This is a genomic window from Chryseobacterium sp. MA9 (assembly GCF_024399315.1).
Taxonomy (GTDB): Bacteria; Bacteroidota; Bacteroidia; order Flavobacteriales; family Weeksellaceae; genus Chryseobacterium.
The window spans coordinates 3,639,027-3,658,390 of the sequence record NZ_CP075170.1 but is presented as its reverse complement, the minus strand read 5'-3'; the positions used below and the strand labels follow the sequence as shown (position 1 = coordinate 3,658,390).

At 36.9% G+C, this 19,364-nt stretch carries 15 protein-coding genes; 11 read left to right on the top strand and 4 right to left on the bottom strand.

All coding sequences use genetic code 11. From position 1 onward, the window contains the following. Positions 1 to 218: 218 nt before the first annotated feature. The 6 genes from KIK00_RS16680 to KIK00_RS16655 all read left to right on the top strand — a co-directional run bounded on the left by KIK00_RS16680 (position 219) and on the right by KIK00_RS16655 (position 8,362). Entirely contained in the window at positions 219 to 2,612 is a 2,394-nt protein-coding gene (locus KIK00_RS16680; protein WP_255813491.1) for a T9SS type A sorting domain-containing protein, read from the top strand. A 128-nt stretch (positions 2,613 to 2,740) separates the two neighbouring features. Next, on the top strand, positions 2,741 to 4,786 hold the full coding sequence (locus tag KIK00_RS16675) for a S9 family peptidase (protein ID WP_255813490.1): 2,046 nt from the start codon (positions 2,741 to 2,743) through the stop codon (positions 4,784 to 4,786). A gap of 124 nt (positions 4,787 to 4,910) precedes the next feature. Then, a complete protein-coding gene (locus KIK00_RS16670; RefSeq protein ID WP_255813489.1) occupies positions 4,911 to 5,252 on the top strand; it encodes a hypothetical protein in 342 nt (113 codons plus the stop codon). Positions 5,253 to 5,807: 555 nt separating this feature from the next. Next, the gene (locus tag KIK00_RS16665; RefSeq protein WP_255813488.1) at positions 5,808 to 6,695 is read left to right on the top strand and encodes a hypothetical protein; all 888 of its coding nucleotides are present in this window, start codon (positions 5,808 to 5,810) and stop codon (positions 6,693 to 6,695) included. A 1-nt stretch (position 6,696) separates the two neighbouring features. Beyond that, complete coding sequence (locus KIK00_RS16660) at positions 6,697 to 7,533, top strand: hypothetical protein (protein WP_255813487.1); 837 nt, start codon at positions 6,697 to 6,699, stop codon at positions 7,531 to 7,533. Position 7,534: 1 nt separating this feature from the next. Beyond that, positions 7,535 to 8,362 carry a hypothetical protein gene (locus KIK00_RS16655; protein ID WP_255813486.1) on the top strand — a complete coding sequence of 276 codons (828 nt, stop codon included), beginning with the start codon at positions 7,535 to 7,537 and terminating at the stop codon, positions 8,360 to 8,362. Between the two features lie 112 nt (positions 8,363 to 8,474). Here KIK00_RS16655 and KIK00_RS16650 read toward each other — a convergent pair whose 3' ends face one another. Then, a complete protein-coding gene (locus tag KIK00_RS16650) occupies positions 8,475 to 8,966 on the bottom strand; it encodes an SRPBCC domain-containing protein (protein WP_255813485.1) in 492 nt (163 codons plus the stop codon). 201 nt (positions 8,967 to 9,167) lie between these two features. Here KIK00_RS16650 and KIK00_RS16645 point away from each other — a divergent pair, with 201 nt between their 5' ends. The 5 genes from KIK00_RS16645 to KIK00_RS16625 all read left to right on the top strand — a co-directional run bounded on the left by KIK00_RS16645 (position 9,168) and on the right by KIK00_RS16625 (position 15,397). Next, positions 9,168 to 10,712 carry a sensor histidine kinase KdpD gene (locus KIK00_RS16645; protein ID WP_047380265.1) on the top strand — a complete coding sequence of 515 codons (1,545 nt, stop codon included), beginning with the start codon at positions 9,168 to 9,170 and terminating at the stop codon, positions 10,710 to 10,712. A 122-nt stretch (positions 10,713 to 10,834) separates the two neighbouring features. Further along, complete coding sequence (locus KIK00_RS16640; protein WP_002982671.1) at positions 10,835 to 11,521, top strand: response regulator transcription factor; 687 nt, start codon at positions 10,835 to 10,837, stop codon at positions 11,519 to 11,521. Positions 11,522 to 11,599: 78 nt separating this feature from the next. Beyond that, a complete protein-coding gene (locus KIK00_RS16635; protein WP_255813483.1) occupies positions 11,600 to 12,244 on the top strand; it encodes a hypothetical protein in 645 nt (214 codons plus the stop codon). Positions 12,245 to 12,263: 19 nt separating this feature from the next. After that, positions 12,264 to 12,626: a hypothetical protein gene (locus KIK00_RS16630; protein WP_255813482.1), complete on the top strand. Its 363-nt coding sequence runs from the start codon at positions 12,264 to 12,266 to the stop codon at positions 12,624 to 12,626. Between the two features lie 68 nt (positions 12,627 to 12,694). Further along, positions 12,695 to 15,397, top strand: a complete 2,703-nt coding sequence (locus tag KIK00_RS16625) for a TonB-dependent receptor domain-containing protein (RefSeq protein ID WP_255813481.1) — start codon at positions 12,695 to 12,697, stop codon at positions 15,395 to 15,397. A 274-nt stretch (positions 15,398 to 15,671) separates the two neighbouring features. On the opposite strand, the gene KIK00_RS16620 is transcribed toward KIK00_RS16625, so the two are convergent. The 3 genes from KIK00_RS16620 to KIK00_RS16610 are packed head-to-tail and all read right to left on the bottom strand — an operon-like array spanning position 15,672 to position 19,358. Further along, entirely contained in the window at positions 15,672 to 16,169 is a 498-nt protein-coding gene (locus KIK00_RS16620; RefSeq protein WP_255813479.1) for a phosphoheptose isomerase, read from the bottom strand. A 24-nt stretch (positions 16,170 to 16,193) separates the two neighbouring features. Beyond that, entirely contained in the window at positions 16,194 to 18,476 is a 2,283-nt protein-coding gene (locus KIK00_RS16615) for a GH92 family glycosyl hydrolase (RefSeq protein ID WP_255813478.1), read from the bottom strand. Positions 18,477 to 18,497: 21 nt separating this feature from the next. After that, positions 18,498 to 19,358, bottom strand: coding sequence for an ROK family protein (locus KIK00_RS16610; RefSeq protein WP_255813477.1), 861 nt, complete (start codon positions 19,356 to 19,358; stop codon positions 18,498 to 18,500). Positions 19,359 to 19,364: the final 6 nt, after the last annotated feature.

The window sequence follows — 19,364 nt, the reverse complement described above, 5'->3', positions numbered from 1 at the left end:
TCTTTAATTATAAAAATACCATCAACCATCTTTTCAATAAAGGAAAGATGGTTTTTTTTTACCTAAATTTGAACGAAAATTAATTTTAAGTTAAACACTCTCCTAAATATCTTATATAATAAAAATTCACAACACAATTTACAACCTATTGTCATTGTATCACATAGAATACTTTAGTATATTTGAAAAAAAACTAAAAGCCAGAAACAACAAAAAATATGAGAAAATTATTATCTTATTTATTTCTCTTAACAATTGTATTTGTCAATGCTCAAAATGACGATTGTTCTGGAGCAATCAGCCTAAATGTTGGGGCAAATTTTGCATTAGGAGCTATCACCTCTACCAATGTAGGGGCAACTACAGATGGGGCTATACCCTCCTGTAATTCTTTTGCTGTAGAAAACGTTTGGTTCAAAGTCGTTGTACCGGCCAGCGGCAAGCTTAAAATTGAGACACGGGAAGCTCTGAATTCTCCGTTTAACAATACTGTACTTAGTGTTTATAGCGGAACATGCGGCTCTTTAACTCAGATCGCTTGCGACGATGACTCCGGTGTAAGTGAATATTCATTAATATCACTTACCAATCAAACTCCCGGCAACACATTGTATATAAGTGTATGGAAGAAATCTTACATAAGTATGAGCAATGGGCAATTTAAGATTTCAGCATATGATCCCGTGCAACCGGTCAATGACAACTGCTCAGCGGCAACATCTTTAGCCGTTGGAAATAACTTCGCCTCAGGAGCCATAACTGTTGGCAATTTAGGTGCAACAACAGACTACAGCCTCCCTTCCTGCCAAACAATGGCCAGTGACAATATATGGTTTAAAGCCATAGTTCCTCCAAGTGGAAATCTTACTATAGAAACCCAAAAGGCCCCAGGTTCAGAACTCAATAATACCACCCTCAGTATTTACAGTGGCACCTGTGGATCTTTAACCGAGATTGCTTGTGATAACAGCAGCGGACTCTATTTTTTCTCTAAAATTACTTTAACTGGTCAGACTCCCGGAACCACATTATATATAAGTGCATGGAAATATAGCCCGAATGGTATTAATGGTCCTTTTCAAATATCAGTGTTTGAACCATTGCTGTCTATAAATGATAACTGCTCCGGAGCAACTCCTTTAACTGTTGGAAGCAACTTTGCTTCAAGCGTTATCACTTCTACCAATGTAGGAGCAACTACAGACAGCAGCACTCCTTCCTGCCGGCCAATGGCCAGTAATAATGTATGGTTTAAGGCCGTTGTTCCTCCAAGCGGAAATCTTGCTATAGAAACACGCCAGACTCCAGGCTCTTTATTTGATAGTTCAGCCCTTAATGTTTACAGCGGGACATGCGGTTCTTTAACTGAAATTGCTTGTAATAAATATAGCGGACAAGGTGGATTCTCCTTGATCTATCTAACCGGGCAAACTCCGGGTACCACATTATATATTAGTGTATGGAAGGTTCAATCAAGCTCTTATGATGGAAAATTTCAGGTTGCAGCTTACGAATATACACCGCCAGCCAATGACAATTGTTCAGGAGCAACTCCTTTACCTGTTGGAACTAACTTTGCATCAGGAGTCATCACTTCCACCAACTCAGGAACAACCACAAATAATACTACTCCTTCCTGTCGGCCAAATGCCAGTAACAATGTATGGTTCAAGGCCGTTGTACCTCAAAGTGGAAATCTTGCTATAGAAACAAGACCCGCTTCAGGTTCAGAAGTTTATGACACTGTACTCAGTGTTTACAATGGGGTTTGTGGCTCATTAACAGAATTGGCCTGTGATGACAGCACCGGTACAGGTTATTTTTCTCTTATTTATCTAACTGGGCAAACTCCCGGCACTACATTATATATAAATGTCTGGAATTATGGAGTAGATGCTGATTATGGAGAATTTAGAGTTTCAGCCTATGAATTTACCCCACCTGCCAATGACAACTGCTCAGGAGCCACTCCTTTAACTGTTGCAGGTGATTTTGCATCCGGAGCAATTACCACTAGTAATGCGGGGGCGACAACAGATGGCAATGGTCCTACCTGTTGGTACAATACTGTTGACAATATCTGGTTTACGGTCATTGTTCCTTCTAGCGGAGCCCTTACCATAGAAACCAAGGGAGTTACAGGGTCTCTTTTTACCAACTCCGTAATTGCTGCTTATAGCGGAACTTGTGGTTCTTTAACCCAAATTGACTGTAATAACGACAATGGGCAAAACTTTTTCTCTAAAATCAGTTTAACCGGCCAAACCCCTGGTGCTAGTCTGTACATAAGCGTATGGAAGTCCAAAACAGATGAAGCTAATGGAGAGTTTCAAATTTCTGCCTATGACAGCTCTGTACTATCTACTAATGAAATATCTAAGGATAATAACAAAATTCAGGTATCTCCAAATCCATTTACAGATCTGGTGACTATTTCAGATATTTCAAATGTAAGATCCATTTCTGTTACAGATATTTCCGGAAAACAGGTAAGAACTATTAAAAACCCTTCTTCTCCAGTTCATCTTGGAGATCTGAGTACCGGAATATATTTTATTAATCTCAAAATGAAAGATGGAAGCATAAAAACCATTAAAACCATAAAAAAATAACCCTGTCTTACAATAATAATCATAAAGGCTATCAAAATTTGATAGCCTTTCTTATATTTGAACAAGAATTAATATTGAATATAACGTCTCTGTAAAATATAGCAGGCGACAACAATTAAAAATATAGGATGAAAGCTCCACAGGCAAAAAAAATAGAAAAAATATTAGAAACTCACGGCGATAGAAGAATCGATAATTACTTTTGGCTGAATGAAAGGGAAAACCCTGAAGTCATCAAATATATTGAAGAAGAAAATGCCTACGAAGAATTCATCATGAAAGATACGGAAGCTCTTCAGGAAGAGCTTTTTGAAGAGATGAAAGCCCGTTATAAAAAGGATGATGAATCTCTGCCTTACTTCTTTAATGAATACTGGTATATTGTACGTTATGAAGAAGGTAAGGAATATCCAATTTTCTGCAGAAAACACAAAAGCCTTGACAACGAGGAGGAAATTGTACTTGACGTGAATGTTCTGGCAGAAGGCAAAGAATTTTTTGAAGTAGGAAGTGTAGCAGTAAGCCCTTGTAATGAACTGGCTTCTTTTTCTTCAGATGATGTAGGAAGAAGAATTTATACGCTTAATTTTAAAAATTTAAAAACCGGAGAAATTCTGCCGGACACTATTCCAAATACAACAGGAAAAGCAGTTTGGGCAAATGATAATCAGCATGTTTTTTACATTAGAAAAGATAAGAGTCTCCGTGCATTCCAGGTATACAGACATCAATTAGGAACTGATTCCTCAGAAGATGTCCTGATTTTCCACGAAGAAGATGACACTTTTGATGTCAACGTATTTAAAACAAAATCTTTACAGTATATTTTCATTGCAAGTTCAAGTACTATTTCTGATGAGCATCGCTTTATCCCTTCTGATAACGTATTTGCAGAATGGACAGTAATACAGCCAAGAATAGATGATCTCGAATATTCCGTAGAGCATTATGAAGATGAATTCTATATTATTACCAATGCTGATGATGCGATTAACTTCAAAATTGTAAAAGCAAAAATAGACAACTGCAGTATGGAAAACTGGGTGGACGTTATTCCACACCGTGCGGAAGTTTTACTGGAAGGTTTTGAAATTTTCAAAGATTATCTGGTACTTGAGGAAAGAGAGAGAGGTTTGCTTCAGATCAAAATTATTGATGAGAAGACCCAGGAGTCTTATTATTTACCTTTTTCTGATCCAACTTATACTGCCTATATTGGGATTAACCTTGAATTTGACACTGAGATTCTTCGCTATGGCTACACGTCTCTTACACAGCCAAGCTCCACTTACGAGCATAACATGAAGGACAAAACCACCAAGCTCTTGAAACAACAGGAAGTATTAGGTGGAAAATTTTTCCATGAAAATTATATTTCAGAAAGAATATGGGCAGACTCCAGAGATGGGGAAACAAAAGTACCAATTTCTTTAGTATATCATAAAGACACCAAAAAATCTGCCGACACTCCACTTCTTCTGTATGGATATGGAAGTTATGGACACACCGTTGATGCCAGCTTTTCAAATGTAAGATTATCTATTCTGGACCGTGGCTTTATTTATGCAATTGCCCACATTCGTGGTGGAGAATACCTGGGAAGAGAATGGTATGAAGATGGAAAAATGTTATCCAAGAAAAATACATTTTTCGATTTTATTGATGCGGGAAAACATTTAATCAAAGAGAATTATACATCATCAAGACATATGTACGCGATGGGAGGAAGTGCCGGAGGACTGTTAGTGGGCGCTGTGGTCAATTATGAACCTCAGTTATTCCACGGAATTGTAGCACAGGTCCCTTTCGTAGATGTTGTTTCCACAATGCTGGATGATACAATTCCTTTAACTACCGGAGAGTATGATGAATGGGGAAATCCAAATGACAAAGAGTATTATCATTATATGAAAGACTATTCTCCTTATGATAATGTAGAAGCCAAAGATTATCCTCATATGCTGATCACTACAGGATTCCATGATTCTCAGGTGCAGTATTGGGAGCCTGCCAAATGGACAGCAAAACTGAGAGAATTAAAGACAGATGACAATATTTTGGTCTTTAAAACTGACATGAGTTCCGGACATGGAGGAGCAAGCGGAAGATTTGAATCTCTGAAAGAAGATGCTTTAGAATATGCATTCCTGTTAAAAATAAATGGCAATTCATAAAAAAGCAACTTTAACAGATATAAAACAAGAACTGAAGAAATACTGAAAGTAACTTCTTCATACAGAAAAATGCTAAAGGAATGACTTTATCATTTATCAATCATCATTTTATTATTTATCAAGTATGATCAACGAATCCGAATATTGGAAAAAAATAGAACAGTTCTTTGAAGACAATTTCCAGACTGAAAAGAACCCGCCCATTGAAACCCTTTTATTTTTGATTGGGCTACAGGAGCTGGGAAGCGGCCAGCAAAAATATACTAAAGAGGATAAGGTGAATCTGATCCACATTGCAGTCTGCAGACTGCTTGAGCCTTTTGGATATTATAAATTCACACACTATGAAGATGGATGGCCACAATTTGACAAACTGGAAGAACTTCCCGAATTAAAGCCTAATGAGCAGTCCTTGCTTATGAAAAAGGCGATTATTCAGTACTTTCAGGAAGAAGAATTGATTTAAGCTGAATATGCACCAATTTAGAGTTTTTGATAAATATTACATCCAATAATTATCAAAACCAATCCAAATAACAATACTTTATTAACGAAATAGAGGCAAGCTAGAACTTGTCTCTATTTTTTTTAAAACAGAATTAATGTGATTATTTAAATAATAAGTTAAAAATAAAACTATGATTTAAATTTCAAACCATTTCACATCCAAACCATTACCAAAACACTTTCTTATAAATAAAATGTCTTGCACACAATATTTCAGATTTTGATTGGATGGTACCACATTAGAGTTGTATTTTAGTCACACTAAGACCACGTTCTTTTGGCCCTTTTCTGCGGCCAATTTCCCTCAGAATATTATGGTCAGTTTTTTCTGATTTATACTTCATTCTTAAATCTGAAAAAAAGACAATACAAGTGATAAACCTGATTCACATGATGAACCGGGGAGGATAAAATTTGGAAAAAATTACACAAACCAAACAATTGAAAAAACAATGTATTTCGTAAAAAATTCTTCTGAAAAAAAACAGATTAAAATTTAAATAGAAATCAAACCATGAAAAAAATTAACACCTCTTTGATGTTGGTCATTGTTAATTTAGCTTTCTCTCAAGTAGGAATTTCGAAAAACCCTACTGTTGAAATTCATAACAAAGCTATTTTACAGGTAGACGGGAAATACGGAGGCAAGAATTTCGGCATGATGCTTCCTGAAGTATCTTCTCCTGACAACCTTCCGCTCAATGCTCCACCAGCTTCCGACGCAGAAATGACAGGGATGATGATGTTTGAGAAAACACATGCAACATTTTACTCTTATGATGGAGCGAAATGGAACAATGAACCTACTGCAGCAGATTTTAAGATGAAACAATCCAGGTTTTTGTCCAGTTCTGACGAAGAAACAAGTGTCGTTTGCGTTCTTCTCGGATGTGGAAGACATGTGGGTCTTGGATTTAGCGCTCCTGTTGACGGGCAGCAATCTTACAACAATCTTGGTATAACAAGAGAAACTGCGGTTGTCCCGGGAGGAGGTCTCTATACAGACAAGAGCTTTGACAATGCAAAATTCGTTATTAATCAGGCAGGCGTTTATGAAATTTACTTAAACGTACCATCCAAGACAGGTGGTGCAGTTTCTTTAACCAGTGGGCCACAGTATCAGCTAAGAGCTTATCTTAAACAATCTGATGGCAGTTATAATGAAGTAAAATTAACCACATTTTTTCCTGACTATTATGGAGTTCTGGGAATTGGCGGAGACACTAACACGGCTGCATTTACAACAACCCGAATCCGTTTAAACCCAGGCGACTATATTGTTTCAAGAATCCATTCTCCGCTTGCCACTGTATCCGTAGTTGTTACATTAACAGCGGCAACCAGTGTCAATATCGCCAAGTTCTATCCAAGAGAAATAATGTTTACCAAAGTAAGTGATTAAGATGACAAAAAAAGCAATTACACTCAATATATTTATTTTAACAGCCCTGGGAAGCATGGGATATGCCCAGGTGAAAATGGGTGATAATCCTGAAAAAATACATTCAAGGGCACAGTTACAGGTTGAAAGTAAAAAAGGAATCATTCTTCCCGTTGTTGAAAATTATACCGAATTACCCAATTATAATGCCTCCCACCCTGATCTGTATGAGAATAACCCCAGCGACAACGGGTTGGTATTTTATAACAAAGAAATAAAAGACGTCGTAAAATATGACGGCTACCGATGGATAGCAGCTACCGAAAGGAGTATTAAAAATTATAAAAACTTAAGTATTCTGGGATCAAATGCCGCTAATCTGACTGTTGCCAATGTACTCGGAATTACCGGACGCCCTACTCTACAGTTCAACATTTTAAATGATATTGACAGAAATAACATCAACAACCTTGGTGTTACTGTAAATGCCAACGGAGAAATCACCATTCCTGCCGATGGGTTTTACAGAATTAATCCATCAGTGAAAACAAGCAGCGCCGGCGGTCTTTCTGTCGGAAACGCGGCTACAATTGTATCCCTGCAGGCACTCTATGTAAATGCAGTGGGAGAAGGCTGGCAAAAAATTCACGAAAACAGTTTCTTGCTTTATGGATTGGTGGTTACAGCAGGCAGTGCTAATTCTGTGAACAGTTTTTCTACCACCAAATATCTTCATGCCGGTGATCAGATCCGTTTAAGAGGAGGAATCCAGGCCGACACTGGTTTGAACGTCGGAACCGGAGTGAATTTTAAAATGAATGATAAAGACACTTATATCTATATTGAAAAACTGAACTAATATGACAAAGAAAATATATACCCTCACCCTTTTCCTGATGACTGTACTACTTTTCTCTCAAGTCACAGTAGGCAGTCATGCCAGCCCAAGTACAAATGCAATGTTCAGTGTTGTCAATAAAGAAGACAATGCCACAAATTCTAAAGGGATGATGATCCCAACAGTAAATGATGAAACCGAACTGCCTCTTTACAACGCAAGCCAGCCCGATCATTTCAATGACGATTCCACCATGCAGGGAATGATCTTCTACAAAAAGGATATTAAAAGAGTAGTTGTTTATGATGGAGAAAAATGGAAACCTACTTTTTATGAAAGCGGAGGAAAAACAACCCGGGCCAGCATGAATCCTTCAATGGCTGAAAGTAATTTCCCTTCTGTAACCTGTGTACTTATCGGCTGCGGAGAAAAAGATGTCCCTTTTGGGTTTTATGACAGCACTCAGGATACGGATAAACTTGGTATCATTAATCCTCAGGGTATTGTGAATAGTAATTTTAATAACTTTACTTTTAAAGAATCCGGATTCTATAAAATTTTGATCAGTTTAAAAGTAAAGACTTCAGGAATACACGTTAGTCCACCAACAATTTCTTTCAGGGCTTTAAAGAACGGAAACGTACTTGCAAGAAATGACGTTCCTTTAAATGAAGCGATCTTAATTACAGCTGGCGCAAACAGAGTTGGAACCATGGAATTTCTTTCCATGTTTGACAAAGGAGATCAGTTGAAAGTTCAGGTTTCAGGAGGCGTTTCTATTCTTACGGTTGCAGATGTCTACAAAATTGTCCCTACAGACGGAACGTTTATCAGTATAGAGAAATTGTAATTCTGAAATAGTATTCAATTCAATAAAAAATAAATAAAACAGGATGCTCCCATGAGCGTCCTGTTTTTATCTTATAATATTCATCTGACATCATTCTTTTACATGAGATATATCAACTGATCAGTTCTTCCAATTGTTTCAGTCCCATTTTAAATCCTTCTTCAAATCCCATATCCAAGATCTTTTTCATCGCTTCCTGAGAATGGTAATGGATATTAATGGTCACTTTGGTACCCTCTTCCACTCCGGTAAAGCCGATCAGCCATTTTGACCTTGGGAAATCTTCATTGATGTTTCCTTTTTCATCACAAAAAGCACTCATCCAGTCAAGGCTTCTGTGTTCTGTAATTTCGCCATACTGAGACTGAGCATACATAGGTCCTTTCTCACCGTTTGGTCCTACCATTGCATACATCCAGATTCCTCCTTCTCTGAAGTCCTGGCTTACCGTTTCACATTTCCAGGGTTTAGGGCCCCACCATTGATCTAATAATTCAGATTGGGTGAAATGGTTCCATACCGTTGAAACATCAGCCTTATAAATTTTCATGACATACGTACTGGCAGCATCAAAATCTTTGTTGAAAGTGATATTAGATTCCATATATTTTTATTTTTAATAAAGTTAACACTTTATTTATTGAAAGGGACTTTTCATATGACAAGTAAAGGATAATTCATAAATAATTGTTAAAAAACACTCTTTTAAGAAAAATAAAACAATTATTTGGCTCGTTTTTTGTTTATGAAGTCTTAAAACAATTAATTTTAACATTCATTTTTCCAAAACATATATAATTAAATAATGAATAACAAATTCATCCCAATAATTTCAGTGTTTATGACAATCTCACTGATTGTCTTTGTGACGCTCCAATTTTATTGGTTGAAAGGCTATTACGGCGTACTGGAACAGGATTTTTCAAATAAAGTGTATGCAGTTTTGGAAAGTACTTCACAAAATATTCAAGAGATTGAAGCCGACAAATACCTGAACCAGGATTATAAAGACTTCAGAAAAAATATTCTTGCGAACAGCAAACAGCCATCCTTAACTACTATTCAACAGGTAGAAGACTCCGGCACTCAGAGACAGATTATTTATTCTAAAAATATTATTGAAAAAACACAGCTTCCGATTTCTCAAAAAGGAGATTCTATAAAGCTGACCACTTTATATACAGACGAAGCTGCCTATAAAATAAAGAGAGATACCACCAACCGTGAACTCCTTACCACAGATATCAATCAGGAGATTGAGACTGGAGATTACTCCATGAAAGAATTTGTGAAAGTATATGGAAATAATCTTCCTATTACCAAAAGAGTGGATCCGAAAACGCTTGATTCCGTGATCGCTAAAGAACTCAAAATAAGAGGAATATCTGCTAAGTTCGGATATGGAGTTCTTGACAGAAATAACAAGCTTACAAGCATTGTGAATAAAGCTTATAAAGAGAAAAAAGACAGTAACATCTACAGCTTTCCTCTTTTTGCAGACAAAAAAAATACATTGTACAGCCTCGCATTGGTTTTTCCTAAAAAAGAATATTCTCTGGCAATGAACAACTGGCCGATGCTTTTGGGAACATTTCTTTCTCTTCTTACTATTCTTGGAATTTATATTATTTCCATCAATTATATGATGAGGCAGAAAAAGCTTGCTGAAGTAAAAACAGACTTCATCAACAATATGTCTCATGAGTTTAAAACACCACTAGCAACCATTTCTGTAGCAACAGATTCTTTGGCTAATGATAAAATTGCGACTAATCCGGATAAGGTAAAATACTATTCCGAATTAATCAAGCAGGAGAATTTAAGGATGAAAAAGCAGGTAGAAAATGTACTTAATATGTCTAAGCTTGAAAGAAATGAAGTAGAACTGTTTTTAAAAGAGACCAATGTAAGAGAATTGATCAAAAGAACCACAGAGTCTTTCAATCTTATTGTGCAGCAAAGGAACGGTTCCCTTACCCAGAAATTCAATGCCACTCATTATAATTTTAAAATAGACGAATTCCACATCTCCAATATGCTGGTCAACCTGCTGGATAATGCCAATAAATATTCTCCTGAAGCACCAGAAATACATGTGGAAACAAGAAATGAAGGACACTGGTATATCATTGAAATTTCCGATAAGGGGATGGGAATGGATACTCAGAATAAAACCAAAATTTTCGAAAAATTCTTCAGGGAAGAAACCGGAAATATTCACAATGTAAAAGGACAGGGATTAGGTCTTTCCTACGTGAAGAAAATTGTAGAACTGCACAAAGGACAGATTATCGTAGACTCTCATAAAGGAAATGGAAGTACGTTTACGATAAAACTGCCAATGGGATAAAATATAAATGATCATTGATGAATGATAAATCATCTTGATAAAAAATTAAACCAAATATCAAAATATAGAAGATAGAGTGAGGAAGTTCATTCTTAATTGTTAATTATTAATTATTAAAAGTTATGAGCAACAGAATATTATTAGTAGAGGACGATCAGAGTTTCGGGGCAGTACTTAAAGATTATTTGACAATCAATAATTTTGAAGTAACTCTTGCTACTGACGGGGAGCAGGGACTTAAAGAATTTACAGAAAATGAATTCGACATCTGCATATTTGACGTAATGATGCCTAAAAAAGACGGGTTTTCATTGGCTGAAGATGTAAAAAAGATTGATAAAAATACACCTATTATATTTCTTACAGCAAGAAATATGAGAGAAGATATTTTGAAAGGATACCAGTTGGGTGCGGATGATTATATTACAAAACCTTTTGATACTGAACTTCTTTTATACAAAATCAAGGCTATTTTACAGAGAAGCTCTACATTGGAAAATGAGGAACAGGAGCAGTTTAAAATCAGTAATATTTTCTTCGACTCTATGCTGAGACAGCTGAAAGTAGGTGATAAAGAATATAAACTTTCTCCTAAAGAAAATGAATTATTGAAGCTTCTTTGTATTCACAGAAATGATTTCATGCCTAGAGATCTTGCTTTAAGAAAGATCTGGAAAAAAGAAAATTACTTTACCGCAAGAAGTATGGACGTATATATCGCAAAACTTCGTAAGTTATTAAAAGACGATGAAGGATTGGAAATTATCAACGTTCACGGAGAAGGATTCAGACTTTTAGTAAAAAATTAATCTAAAAATCAAATTATAAGTATAAAATTAGCAAAACAATTGAAAATGTTTTGCTAATTTTGTTTCATACCCATGGATATGAAGAATACATTTATAGGTTTGATCGCCGTATCACTATTAGCTGCATCATGCAAAAAGGACGAAAGAGCTACTTATTTAAAAGAAGAAGCCAACGCTGGACAGCCCAACGTAGCACTGAATACCACCTCAAAAACTGCTCTGATGGATCAGGCAGGCATCCAATCCAGCTCTGCTCCCGCTCCTTTGGCTACTGCTCCGGGAATGAATCCACCACACGGACAACCCGGCCATCGATGTGACATTCCGGTAGGACAGCCTCTGAACAGTAAACCTGCAACAGCAGCTCCTGCCTCACAAAATATAAATACAAACGGAAATAATATTGTCCAGATTGATCCGAATGCGGTATCACCAGGAAAAATTACCCTTGACAACAACGGAAAACAGGCAAAAACAGCTCCAGGGATGAATCCTCCTCACGGACAACCCGGCCACCGATGTGATATTCCGGTAGGACAGCCTTTAAACAGTAAACCAGCTCCAGCACCACAGGCAGCGCAGAATGTAATAAAGACAACTCCAAGTCCTGCCCCTGCACCAGCGGCACAGAATCTGGCAATGGGAGAAAAACCAAAACTAAACCCGGCACACGGAGAACCTTGGCACAGCTGTTCTCTAAAAGTTGGTGATCCTTTGCCATAAATTTCTTATTTTTGCAGATATGAAGCTGTTTCACCTACTTGCAATTGTATTTTGCCTGGGAGTTTTTTTAATTCCCAAGGACAATTTCTATGCGCAAGCAATGCAGGAAACATGCTGTAAAGCAGAATCTTCAAAAAAGAGTGACTGTTGTAAAAGCCATTCTTCAGAAAAAGACAGCAAACATGATAACACAAAATCATGTAATGATGACTGCTGCTCGTCATGCGTTGCCTGCTATACTTTTATTGAAACCCCTTTTTCAAAAAATCTACGTCTGGAACTGTCTTATTACAAAGCAAATAAGAATGCTCAGTTTCGATATTCAGATCCCTATCTTTCAGACCGTTTAAAGGAAATCTGGCAGCCGCCTAAGATAGTTTAATTAAAATATCGCGCGTTCATTATACTACTTAATGGACTGTTTTTTAATTAATTTAAACTTTAAACAAAATGAAATTAACTATTTCCAGGTTTATACTTGGTGCATTATTCCTATTTACACAATTTATATCTGCTCAAACACTTTCAAAAAACCAGTTCAAGGTAAAAGGGAACTGCGAAATGTGTAAAACAAGAATTGAAAGTGCCGCCAAAAAAGCAGGTGCAAAAACAGCCGTTTATTCTGTTGACCTTCAGACCTTAACTTTAGAAACAGATAAGGTATCTACCGATGACATTCTACAAAAAGTGGCTGAAGCAGGTCATGACAATGAGAGATTCAAAGCCACAGATGCTGTTTACAATAGTCTTCCGGGATGCTGTCTGTACAAAAGAGATCTTCCATCTCAGGCGGAAACACATCATGATCACCATACAAGTGCTAATATTTCTGATAAAAAAGAAAATGAGTTCTACGTAAGAGGAAACTGTGCTTCTTGTAAAGCCAGAATTGAAAAAGCAGCAAAAGGAGCAGGTGCTGATACTGCAGAATGGAATGCAGAAAAACAAACGGTTACTTTAAATTTTGACCCGTCAAAAACCTCATCAGATAAAATTTTAAAGGCGATTGCTGATGCTGGTCATGATAATGAAAAATACAAGACTTCGGATGCAACATATAATAGCCTTCCGGGATGCTGTCTGTATGACAGAGATTTTACTTTTGGTGAAGCCAATCCAAAGGTACATTACGAAGAAGAAGCAAAACCCGGAGATCACAAAGACCACGAGACTTCATCAGCTAAAGAGGATCATTCTCAGCATGAAAAAAATATTGATGGTGTAGTGGTAACAGGTTCTAAAGCTGCAACTGCTTTGAGCAAAAAAGAAGCTGGACTTGTTTTTAATATTGATAAAAAAGAGTTGTTAAAGGCCGCTTGCTGTAATCTGTCTGAAAGTTTCGAAACCAATGCCACGGTAGATGTTTCTTTTAGTAATGCTGTTACTGGGACGAAACAACTGAAAATGCTTGGTCTGGATCAGAAATATACCAGCTTAACGAAAGAACAGTTACCCGAAATCAGAGGACTTGCTTCTGCATATGGCTTAAATTTTATTCCGGGAAGATGGATTGAAAGTATCCAGCTTACTAAAGGAGGAAGTACTGTGACGAATGGTTACGAAAGTATCACAGGACAGATCAATACTGAACTTTTAAAGAATGCAAAGACTCCTGAAACATCACTGAACCTCTTTTCTGATTTCAATGGAAGAGCGGAAGTGAATATTACCAATGTTTCCCCTATCAATGATAAATGGTCACAGACTTTCCTTCTTCATGGAAACGGAACTTTCGGGAATACAGATATGAATGATGATGGTTTTCTGGACAGACCGAAAGGGACTCAGATCAATGCAGCGTATTTGTTGAATTATAATGATCTTGAAAAGTCAGGATTTGGATCTCACTTTGGAATTAATTTTATCAGAGATGAAAGAACGGCAGGACAGATTGGTTTTAATAAAAAACTCTCTCAGGACAAACAACCTTTTTACGGGGTAGGAATCGACATTTCGAGATTCCAGGTTTGGAATAAAACAGGGTATGTTTTTAAAGGAAAACCTTACCAGAGTATCGGCTGGATGAATCAGTATGTGTATCACCAACAGGACAGTTTCTTTGGATTGAGAAATTATGCAGGACAGCAGCATACGTATTATTCCAATTTAATTTTTGAAAGTATCATTGGAAATACCAATCACAAGTATAAAGCTGGAGCAAGTTTCTTATATGACGGTTATAAAGAAACGTATTTGCTGGATGATATAAGAAGAAACGAAATTGTACCGGGGATTTTTGCTGAATATACTTTAACAGGTTTAAAATATACTTTAGTGGCAGGCTCAAGGGTAGATTTTCATAATCTGGCAGGAACACAGTTTACACCAAGACTTAATTTTAAATATGATTTCACACCTCAGACTATTTTAAGACTTTCTGCAGGAAGAGGATTCAGAACAGCGAATGTATTTGCGGAAAGCCAGCAGTATTTTGCATCAAACAGAGTAATTAATATTTTACCCAACGGAGGAAATATTTATAGTTTAAGACCTGAAATTGCCTGGAACTATGGTGCCAGCTTACAACAGGAATTCAAATTATTCGGAAGAAAATCGAGCATTATCGCTGATTTCTTCAGAACAGATTTCCAGGATCAGGTATTGGTGGATCTTGACAAATCTCCTCAGCAGCTGACATTCTATAATCTGGAAGGAAAATCATTTGCAAATTCATTCCAGACCCAGTGGGATTTCATGCCTGTAAAAAATCTTGAGGTAAGATTAGCTTATAAATATTATGATGTACAGGCTGATTATATTGGCGGAAGAAGAGAAGTTCCTTTCATGGCAAAGCACAGAGGATTTGTGAATTTAGCATACGCTACCAATAAGAATGATAATGGAGGATTTTGGAGTTTTGATACCACTTTAAACTGGGTGGGAAAGCAGAGACTTCCTGATACTTCAACTAATCCGGCAGAATTTCAGTTACCAGCCTATTCAGAATCTTATGCAGTTCTTAATGCTCAGATCTCAAGAAATTTCAATAAAAAGATCAGAGCTTATGTAGGCGGTGAAAACCTTACTTCTTACTATCAGAAAAATGCGATTGTTGATTTTAAAAATCCTTTCGGAAATTATTTTGATGGCGGAATGGTGTATGCCCCGATCATGAAGGCTAATTTCTATGTAGGACTGGATGTGACGTTTTAAGGCGGGAAGCTGGAAGAATGAAGCTGGAAGTACCGTTAGCCGATAAAGTCATATTTGTGAAAATTACTAGCATATAAACTTTACTATTTAAATTAAAAACCTTATAGGTTTCAGAAACCTATAAGGTTTGATTTTTCTCATCAGCAGGCAAAATTCACCAATAATAACGAAGGAAATCAAAAGTTATGAAAATCTATAGGAGCTCCCATCTTCCAGCCTCAATCTTCCTTACCAATAAAAAAATCAGCTTCAAAATTGAAGCTGATTTTTTTATTTATCTTCCAAAGTCATCCTGTACTCTTACGATATCATCTTCGTCCGAAGGATTGGACGCATCAGTGTGCTGCCAGATTTCAGCTACAATACCCCAACCTGCAAGACCTATCAATCTGTGTCTTTCACCCTGCTGAAGTTTCACCTGATCTTTTGGACCGTATTCATCCAATTCACCTTCTTCATCAGTATTGCTTCTTTTGATTCCTACCGTTCCTTCTACTACCTGCCAGATTTCAGCTCTTCTGTGGTGATACTGCCAGCTTAATCTTGCTTCCGGAGCAACAATAAGAATTTTCGGGCTTAGCTTTCCTCCTATTCTAAGACCATCTACATCAATTCCGTCAAAATACTGATTGGCAAAATCCTGCGCCTGTGTTTCATCAATCACAAAGAAGCCTCCCCATGGTCTTGTATCATCTTTTGCTGCGATAGTAAAACCTTGTTTCTGCAGCATATTTTCTACTCTATTGAATATTTCTTTTTTTTCTGTATTCATACAGCTTATATTTTTAAATTAAAATTATTTATTTGATTCTTCTTTTGACATTGAATAGGGAAAATCTTTTTCCTCTGAACCTCTTTCTTTATTAGGCTTGTTATCCATTTTAAAGTCTAAAACAGTTCCTTTTATAAGCTCTTTATGACTAAGCCAGTTTTTAGAGTAAGGCTGCTTGTTTACATTCAATGATTTTACATATAGATTTTCGGAATTATTTTCCGGAGCTTTTATTTCAATTTTCTTACCATTTTCAAGATGAATGGTAGCTTCTTTAAATAATGGTGCACCCAACACATACTGATCCGTTGCCGGTGTTACTGGATAAAATCCAAGGGCTGAGAAAATATACCACGCAGAAGTCTGTCCGTTATCTTCGTCTCCGCAATATCCATCCGGAGTTGCATGATACAATTTATTCATCACCTGCCTTGCCCAATATTGGGTTTTGTAAGGTGCTCCGGCATAGTTGTACAGATAGATCATATGCTGAATAGGCTGGTTTCCATGGGCATACTGACCCATATTCATGATCTGCATTTCTCTGATCTCGTGGATCACACCTCCATAATAACTGTCATCAAAAACCGGAGGTAATGAGAATACCTCATCTAATTTCGCCTCAAATTTCTTTTTCCCACCCATCAGTTCTGCCAGACCGTCAATATCCTGGAAAACAGACCATGTGTAATGCCAGCTGTTTCCTTCTGTAAATGCATCTCCCCATTTGAAAGGATTGAAAGGTTTCTGGAAGTTACCGTCTTTGTTTTTACCACGCATTAAACCTGTTTCCTTATCAAATACGTTTTTATAATTATAAGCTCTTTTCTTATAGATATCAATTTCAGAAGCCGGTTTTCCCAGTGCTTTTCCTAACTGATAAATAGAAAAGTCGTCATAGGCATACTCTAATGTTCTTGCCGCATTTTCATTGATTTTCACATCGTAAGGTACATAGCCCAAAGTGTTGTAATATCCTACTCCTGCACGACCCACAGCTTCTATTGGTCCTTCATTATTTGCTCCGTGTTTTACTGCCTGCCAAAGGGCTTCCGTATCATATCCACGAAGTCCTTTGATGTAAGCGTCTGCTACTACGGATGCGGAATTGTTTCCAATCATAATATCAGAATATCCCGGACTGCTCCACTCTGGTAAGAAGCCTCCTTCTTTGTAAGCATTGGCCAATCCTTCCTGCATTTCTACATTGATACTTGGATATACAAGATTCAGGAAAGGGTACAAAGCACGGAAGGTATCCCAGAAGCCGGTTCCTGCAAACATTCTTCCGTCAACAATTTTGCCGTTATAAGGGCTCCAGTGCTTTATTTTATTCTGAGCATCTATCTCATATAACTTCTGTGGGAAGAATAAAGTTCTGTATAAAGAGGAATAAAAGGTTCTCATCTGCTGATCAGTTCCCCCTTTCACTTCTAATTTTCCTAATGTTTTGTTCCAGATATTTTTAGCATCGGTTTTTACCTGTTCAAAGTTTCTGGTTCCGATTTCTCTTTTAAGGTTCAGTTCTGCCTGTTCAAAGCTGATGAATGAAGAAGCTACTTTTGCATAAACCGTTTCTTTGTTTTTAAGTTTAAAACCTACTACAGCACCTGTATGATCGCTGGTAATTTCTAATTGATCATTAACCAGTTTATCATCTTTCCAGGTTTTTGTCAGTTCAAAATCCTTGTCAAACTGAATAACAAAGTAGTTTTTAAAATTATCATATTTCCCGGTAGAATATTTTGTTGTATAACCCAGGATTTTTCTTTCTTTCGGTAAAATCTTGATGTAAGAACCTTTGTTCAAGGCATCAACAACTACGTAAGCACTGTCTGTTTTCGGAAAGTCAAATTTAAAATAAGAGGCTCTTTCTGTAGGAGTAAATTCTGTAGTAACGTTAATATCAGCCAGATAAACACTATAAAAATAAGGCGTGGAAACCTCAGCTTTATGGCTGAACCAACTCGCTCTGTCATCTTCTTTAAATTTCACTTTACCTACTCCCGGCATAACGGCAAATGCACCATAATCGTTCATCCAGGGAGATGGTTGGTGTGTTTGTTTGAATCCTTTTATTTTATCTGCATCGTAGGTATATGCCCATCCGTCACCCATTTTACCGGTCTGCGGTGTCCAGATATTCATTCCCCATGGAAGTCCGACAGCCGGATAGGTATTTCCATTGGATAAAGAAGGCTTGGACTGTGTTCCCATCAAAGGATTCACATAATCTACGGGAGATATGTTCTGACCCAATGCCCAAGCCTGTAATAGCAGTAAGCAAGTAGAAAATATAAACTTCATTGTATCGTTTCGTTTGTTAATTTATATAAGCTTTTTTAATGCATAGCTGGCAGCTCCAAGAATGGCCGCATCTTCAAATATAGCCGAAATTTTAACCTGCAAGTTAATATTATTCTTTGTTAAATTTTGAATAAATCTTTGCTCGAAATAAGGATAAGCTTTTGCAATATTTCCTCCTATAACTAAAACTTCCGGTTTGTAATGATTTACATATTTCAAGATAAATTCTGAGAAAGAGTCTGCATATTCATCAAATATTCTGGTCTGTATTTCTATGGGTTTATCCAACAAATCTTTGGTTCCCGAGATTTCTTCTCCAGTTAATTCTTTATAATGATTCACAAACCATCGTGTGGCCAGATAATCTTCACTGATAGAATCTCTAAAAGGAGAATCCCACAAGTCTTCATCAGTAGCAAATTCTCCATTGAAAAAAGTAGTTCCCAATCCTGTACCGAGAGTCACTCCAAAAGCACTTTCAAATCCCTGAGCACAACCTCCGAATACTTCTCCTTCCATAAAGGCAGCCGCATCATTTACAAAATGAATCTGCTCCTGAGAAACAGATAGTCTTTTTGCCAGCTCTTCTTTAATATTTACCTGATAGATATCAATAAATTTTCCCTGCTGCATAAGGGATATCCCGTTTTCATAATCGAAAGGTCCCGGCATTGCAATACCGATTAGAAGATCTTCTTTTACCAGATCATGAGCCACTTTATCAATGGCCGAAACCCATGCAGCGAAAATAACTTCTTTATTTTCAAAAGCATCTACATGTTCTCTTACATAGGTTGATGAAATGATTTCACGTTTTTCCGGATCTACCTGAGCCAGCGTGATGTGTGACCCTCCAATATCTATTCCTACTATATTCTGCATTATTTT

Excerpts from the sequence above, each read along its gene's own strand:
- KIK00_RS16650 (WP_255813485.1), bottom strand. The coding sequence starts at position 8,966 with ATGGAATCTAATATCACTTTCAACAAAGATTTTGATGCTGCCAGTACG.
- KIK00_RS16640 (WP_002982671.1), top strand. The coding sequence starts at position 10,835 with ATGAGCAACAGAATATTATTAGTAGAGGACGATCAGAGTTTCGGGGCA.
- KIK00_RS16645 (WP_047380265.1), top strand. The coding sequence starts at position 9,168 with ATGAATAACAAATTCATCCCAATAATTTCAGTGTTTATGACAATCTCA.
- KIK00_RS16655 (WP_255813486.1), top strand. The coding sequence starts at position 7,535 with ATGACAAAGAAAATATATACCCTCACCCTTTTCCTGATGACTGTACTA.
- KIK00_RS16665 (WP_255813488.1), top strand. The coding sequence starts at position 5,808 with ATGAAAAAAATTAACACCTCTTTGATGTTGGTCATTGTTAATTTAGCT.
- KIK00_RS16670 (WP_255813489.1), top strand. The coding sequence starts at position 4,911 with ATGATCAACGAATCCGAATATTGGAAAAAAATAGAACAGTTCTTTGAA.
- KIK00_RS16625 (WP_255813481.1), top strand. The coding sequence starts at position 12,695 with ATGAAATTAACTATTTCCAGGTTTATACTTGGTGCATTATTCCTATTT.
- KIK00_RS16635 (WP_255813483.1), top strand. The coding sequence starts at position 11,600 with ATGAAGAATACATTTATAGGTTTGATCGCCGTATCACTATTAGCTGCA.
- KIK00_RS16675 (WP_255813490.1), top strand. The coding sequence starts at position 2,741 with ATGAAAGCTCCACAGGCAAAAAAAATAGAAAAAATATTAGAAACTCAC.
- KIK00_RS16630 (WP_255813482.1), top strand. The coding sequence starts at position 12,264 with ATGAAGCTGTTTCACCTACTTGCAATTGTATTTTGCCTGGGAGTTTTT.
- KIK00_RS16620 (WP_255813479.1), bottom strand. The coding sequence starts at position 16,169 with ATGAATACAGAAAAAAAAGAAATATTCAATAGAGTAGAAAATATGCTG.
- KIK00_RS16660 (WP_255813487.1), top strand. The coding sequence starts at position 6,697 with ATGACAAAAAAAGCAATTACACTCAATATATTTATTTTAACAGCCCTG.
- KIK00_RS16610 (WP_255813477.1), bottom strand. The coding sequence starts at position 19,358 with ATGCAGAATATAGTAGGAATAGATATTGGAGGGTCACACATCACGCTG.
- KIK00_RS16615 (WP_255813478.1), bottom strand. The coding sequence starts at position 18,476 with ATGAAGTTTATATTTTCTACTTGCTTACTGCTATTACAGGCTTGGGCA.
- KIK00_RS16680 (WP_255813491.1), top strand. The coding sequence starts at position 219 with ATGAGAAAATTATTATCTTATTTATTTCTCTTAACAATTGTATTTGTC.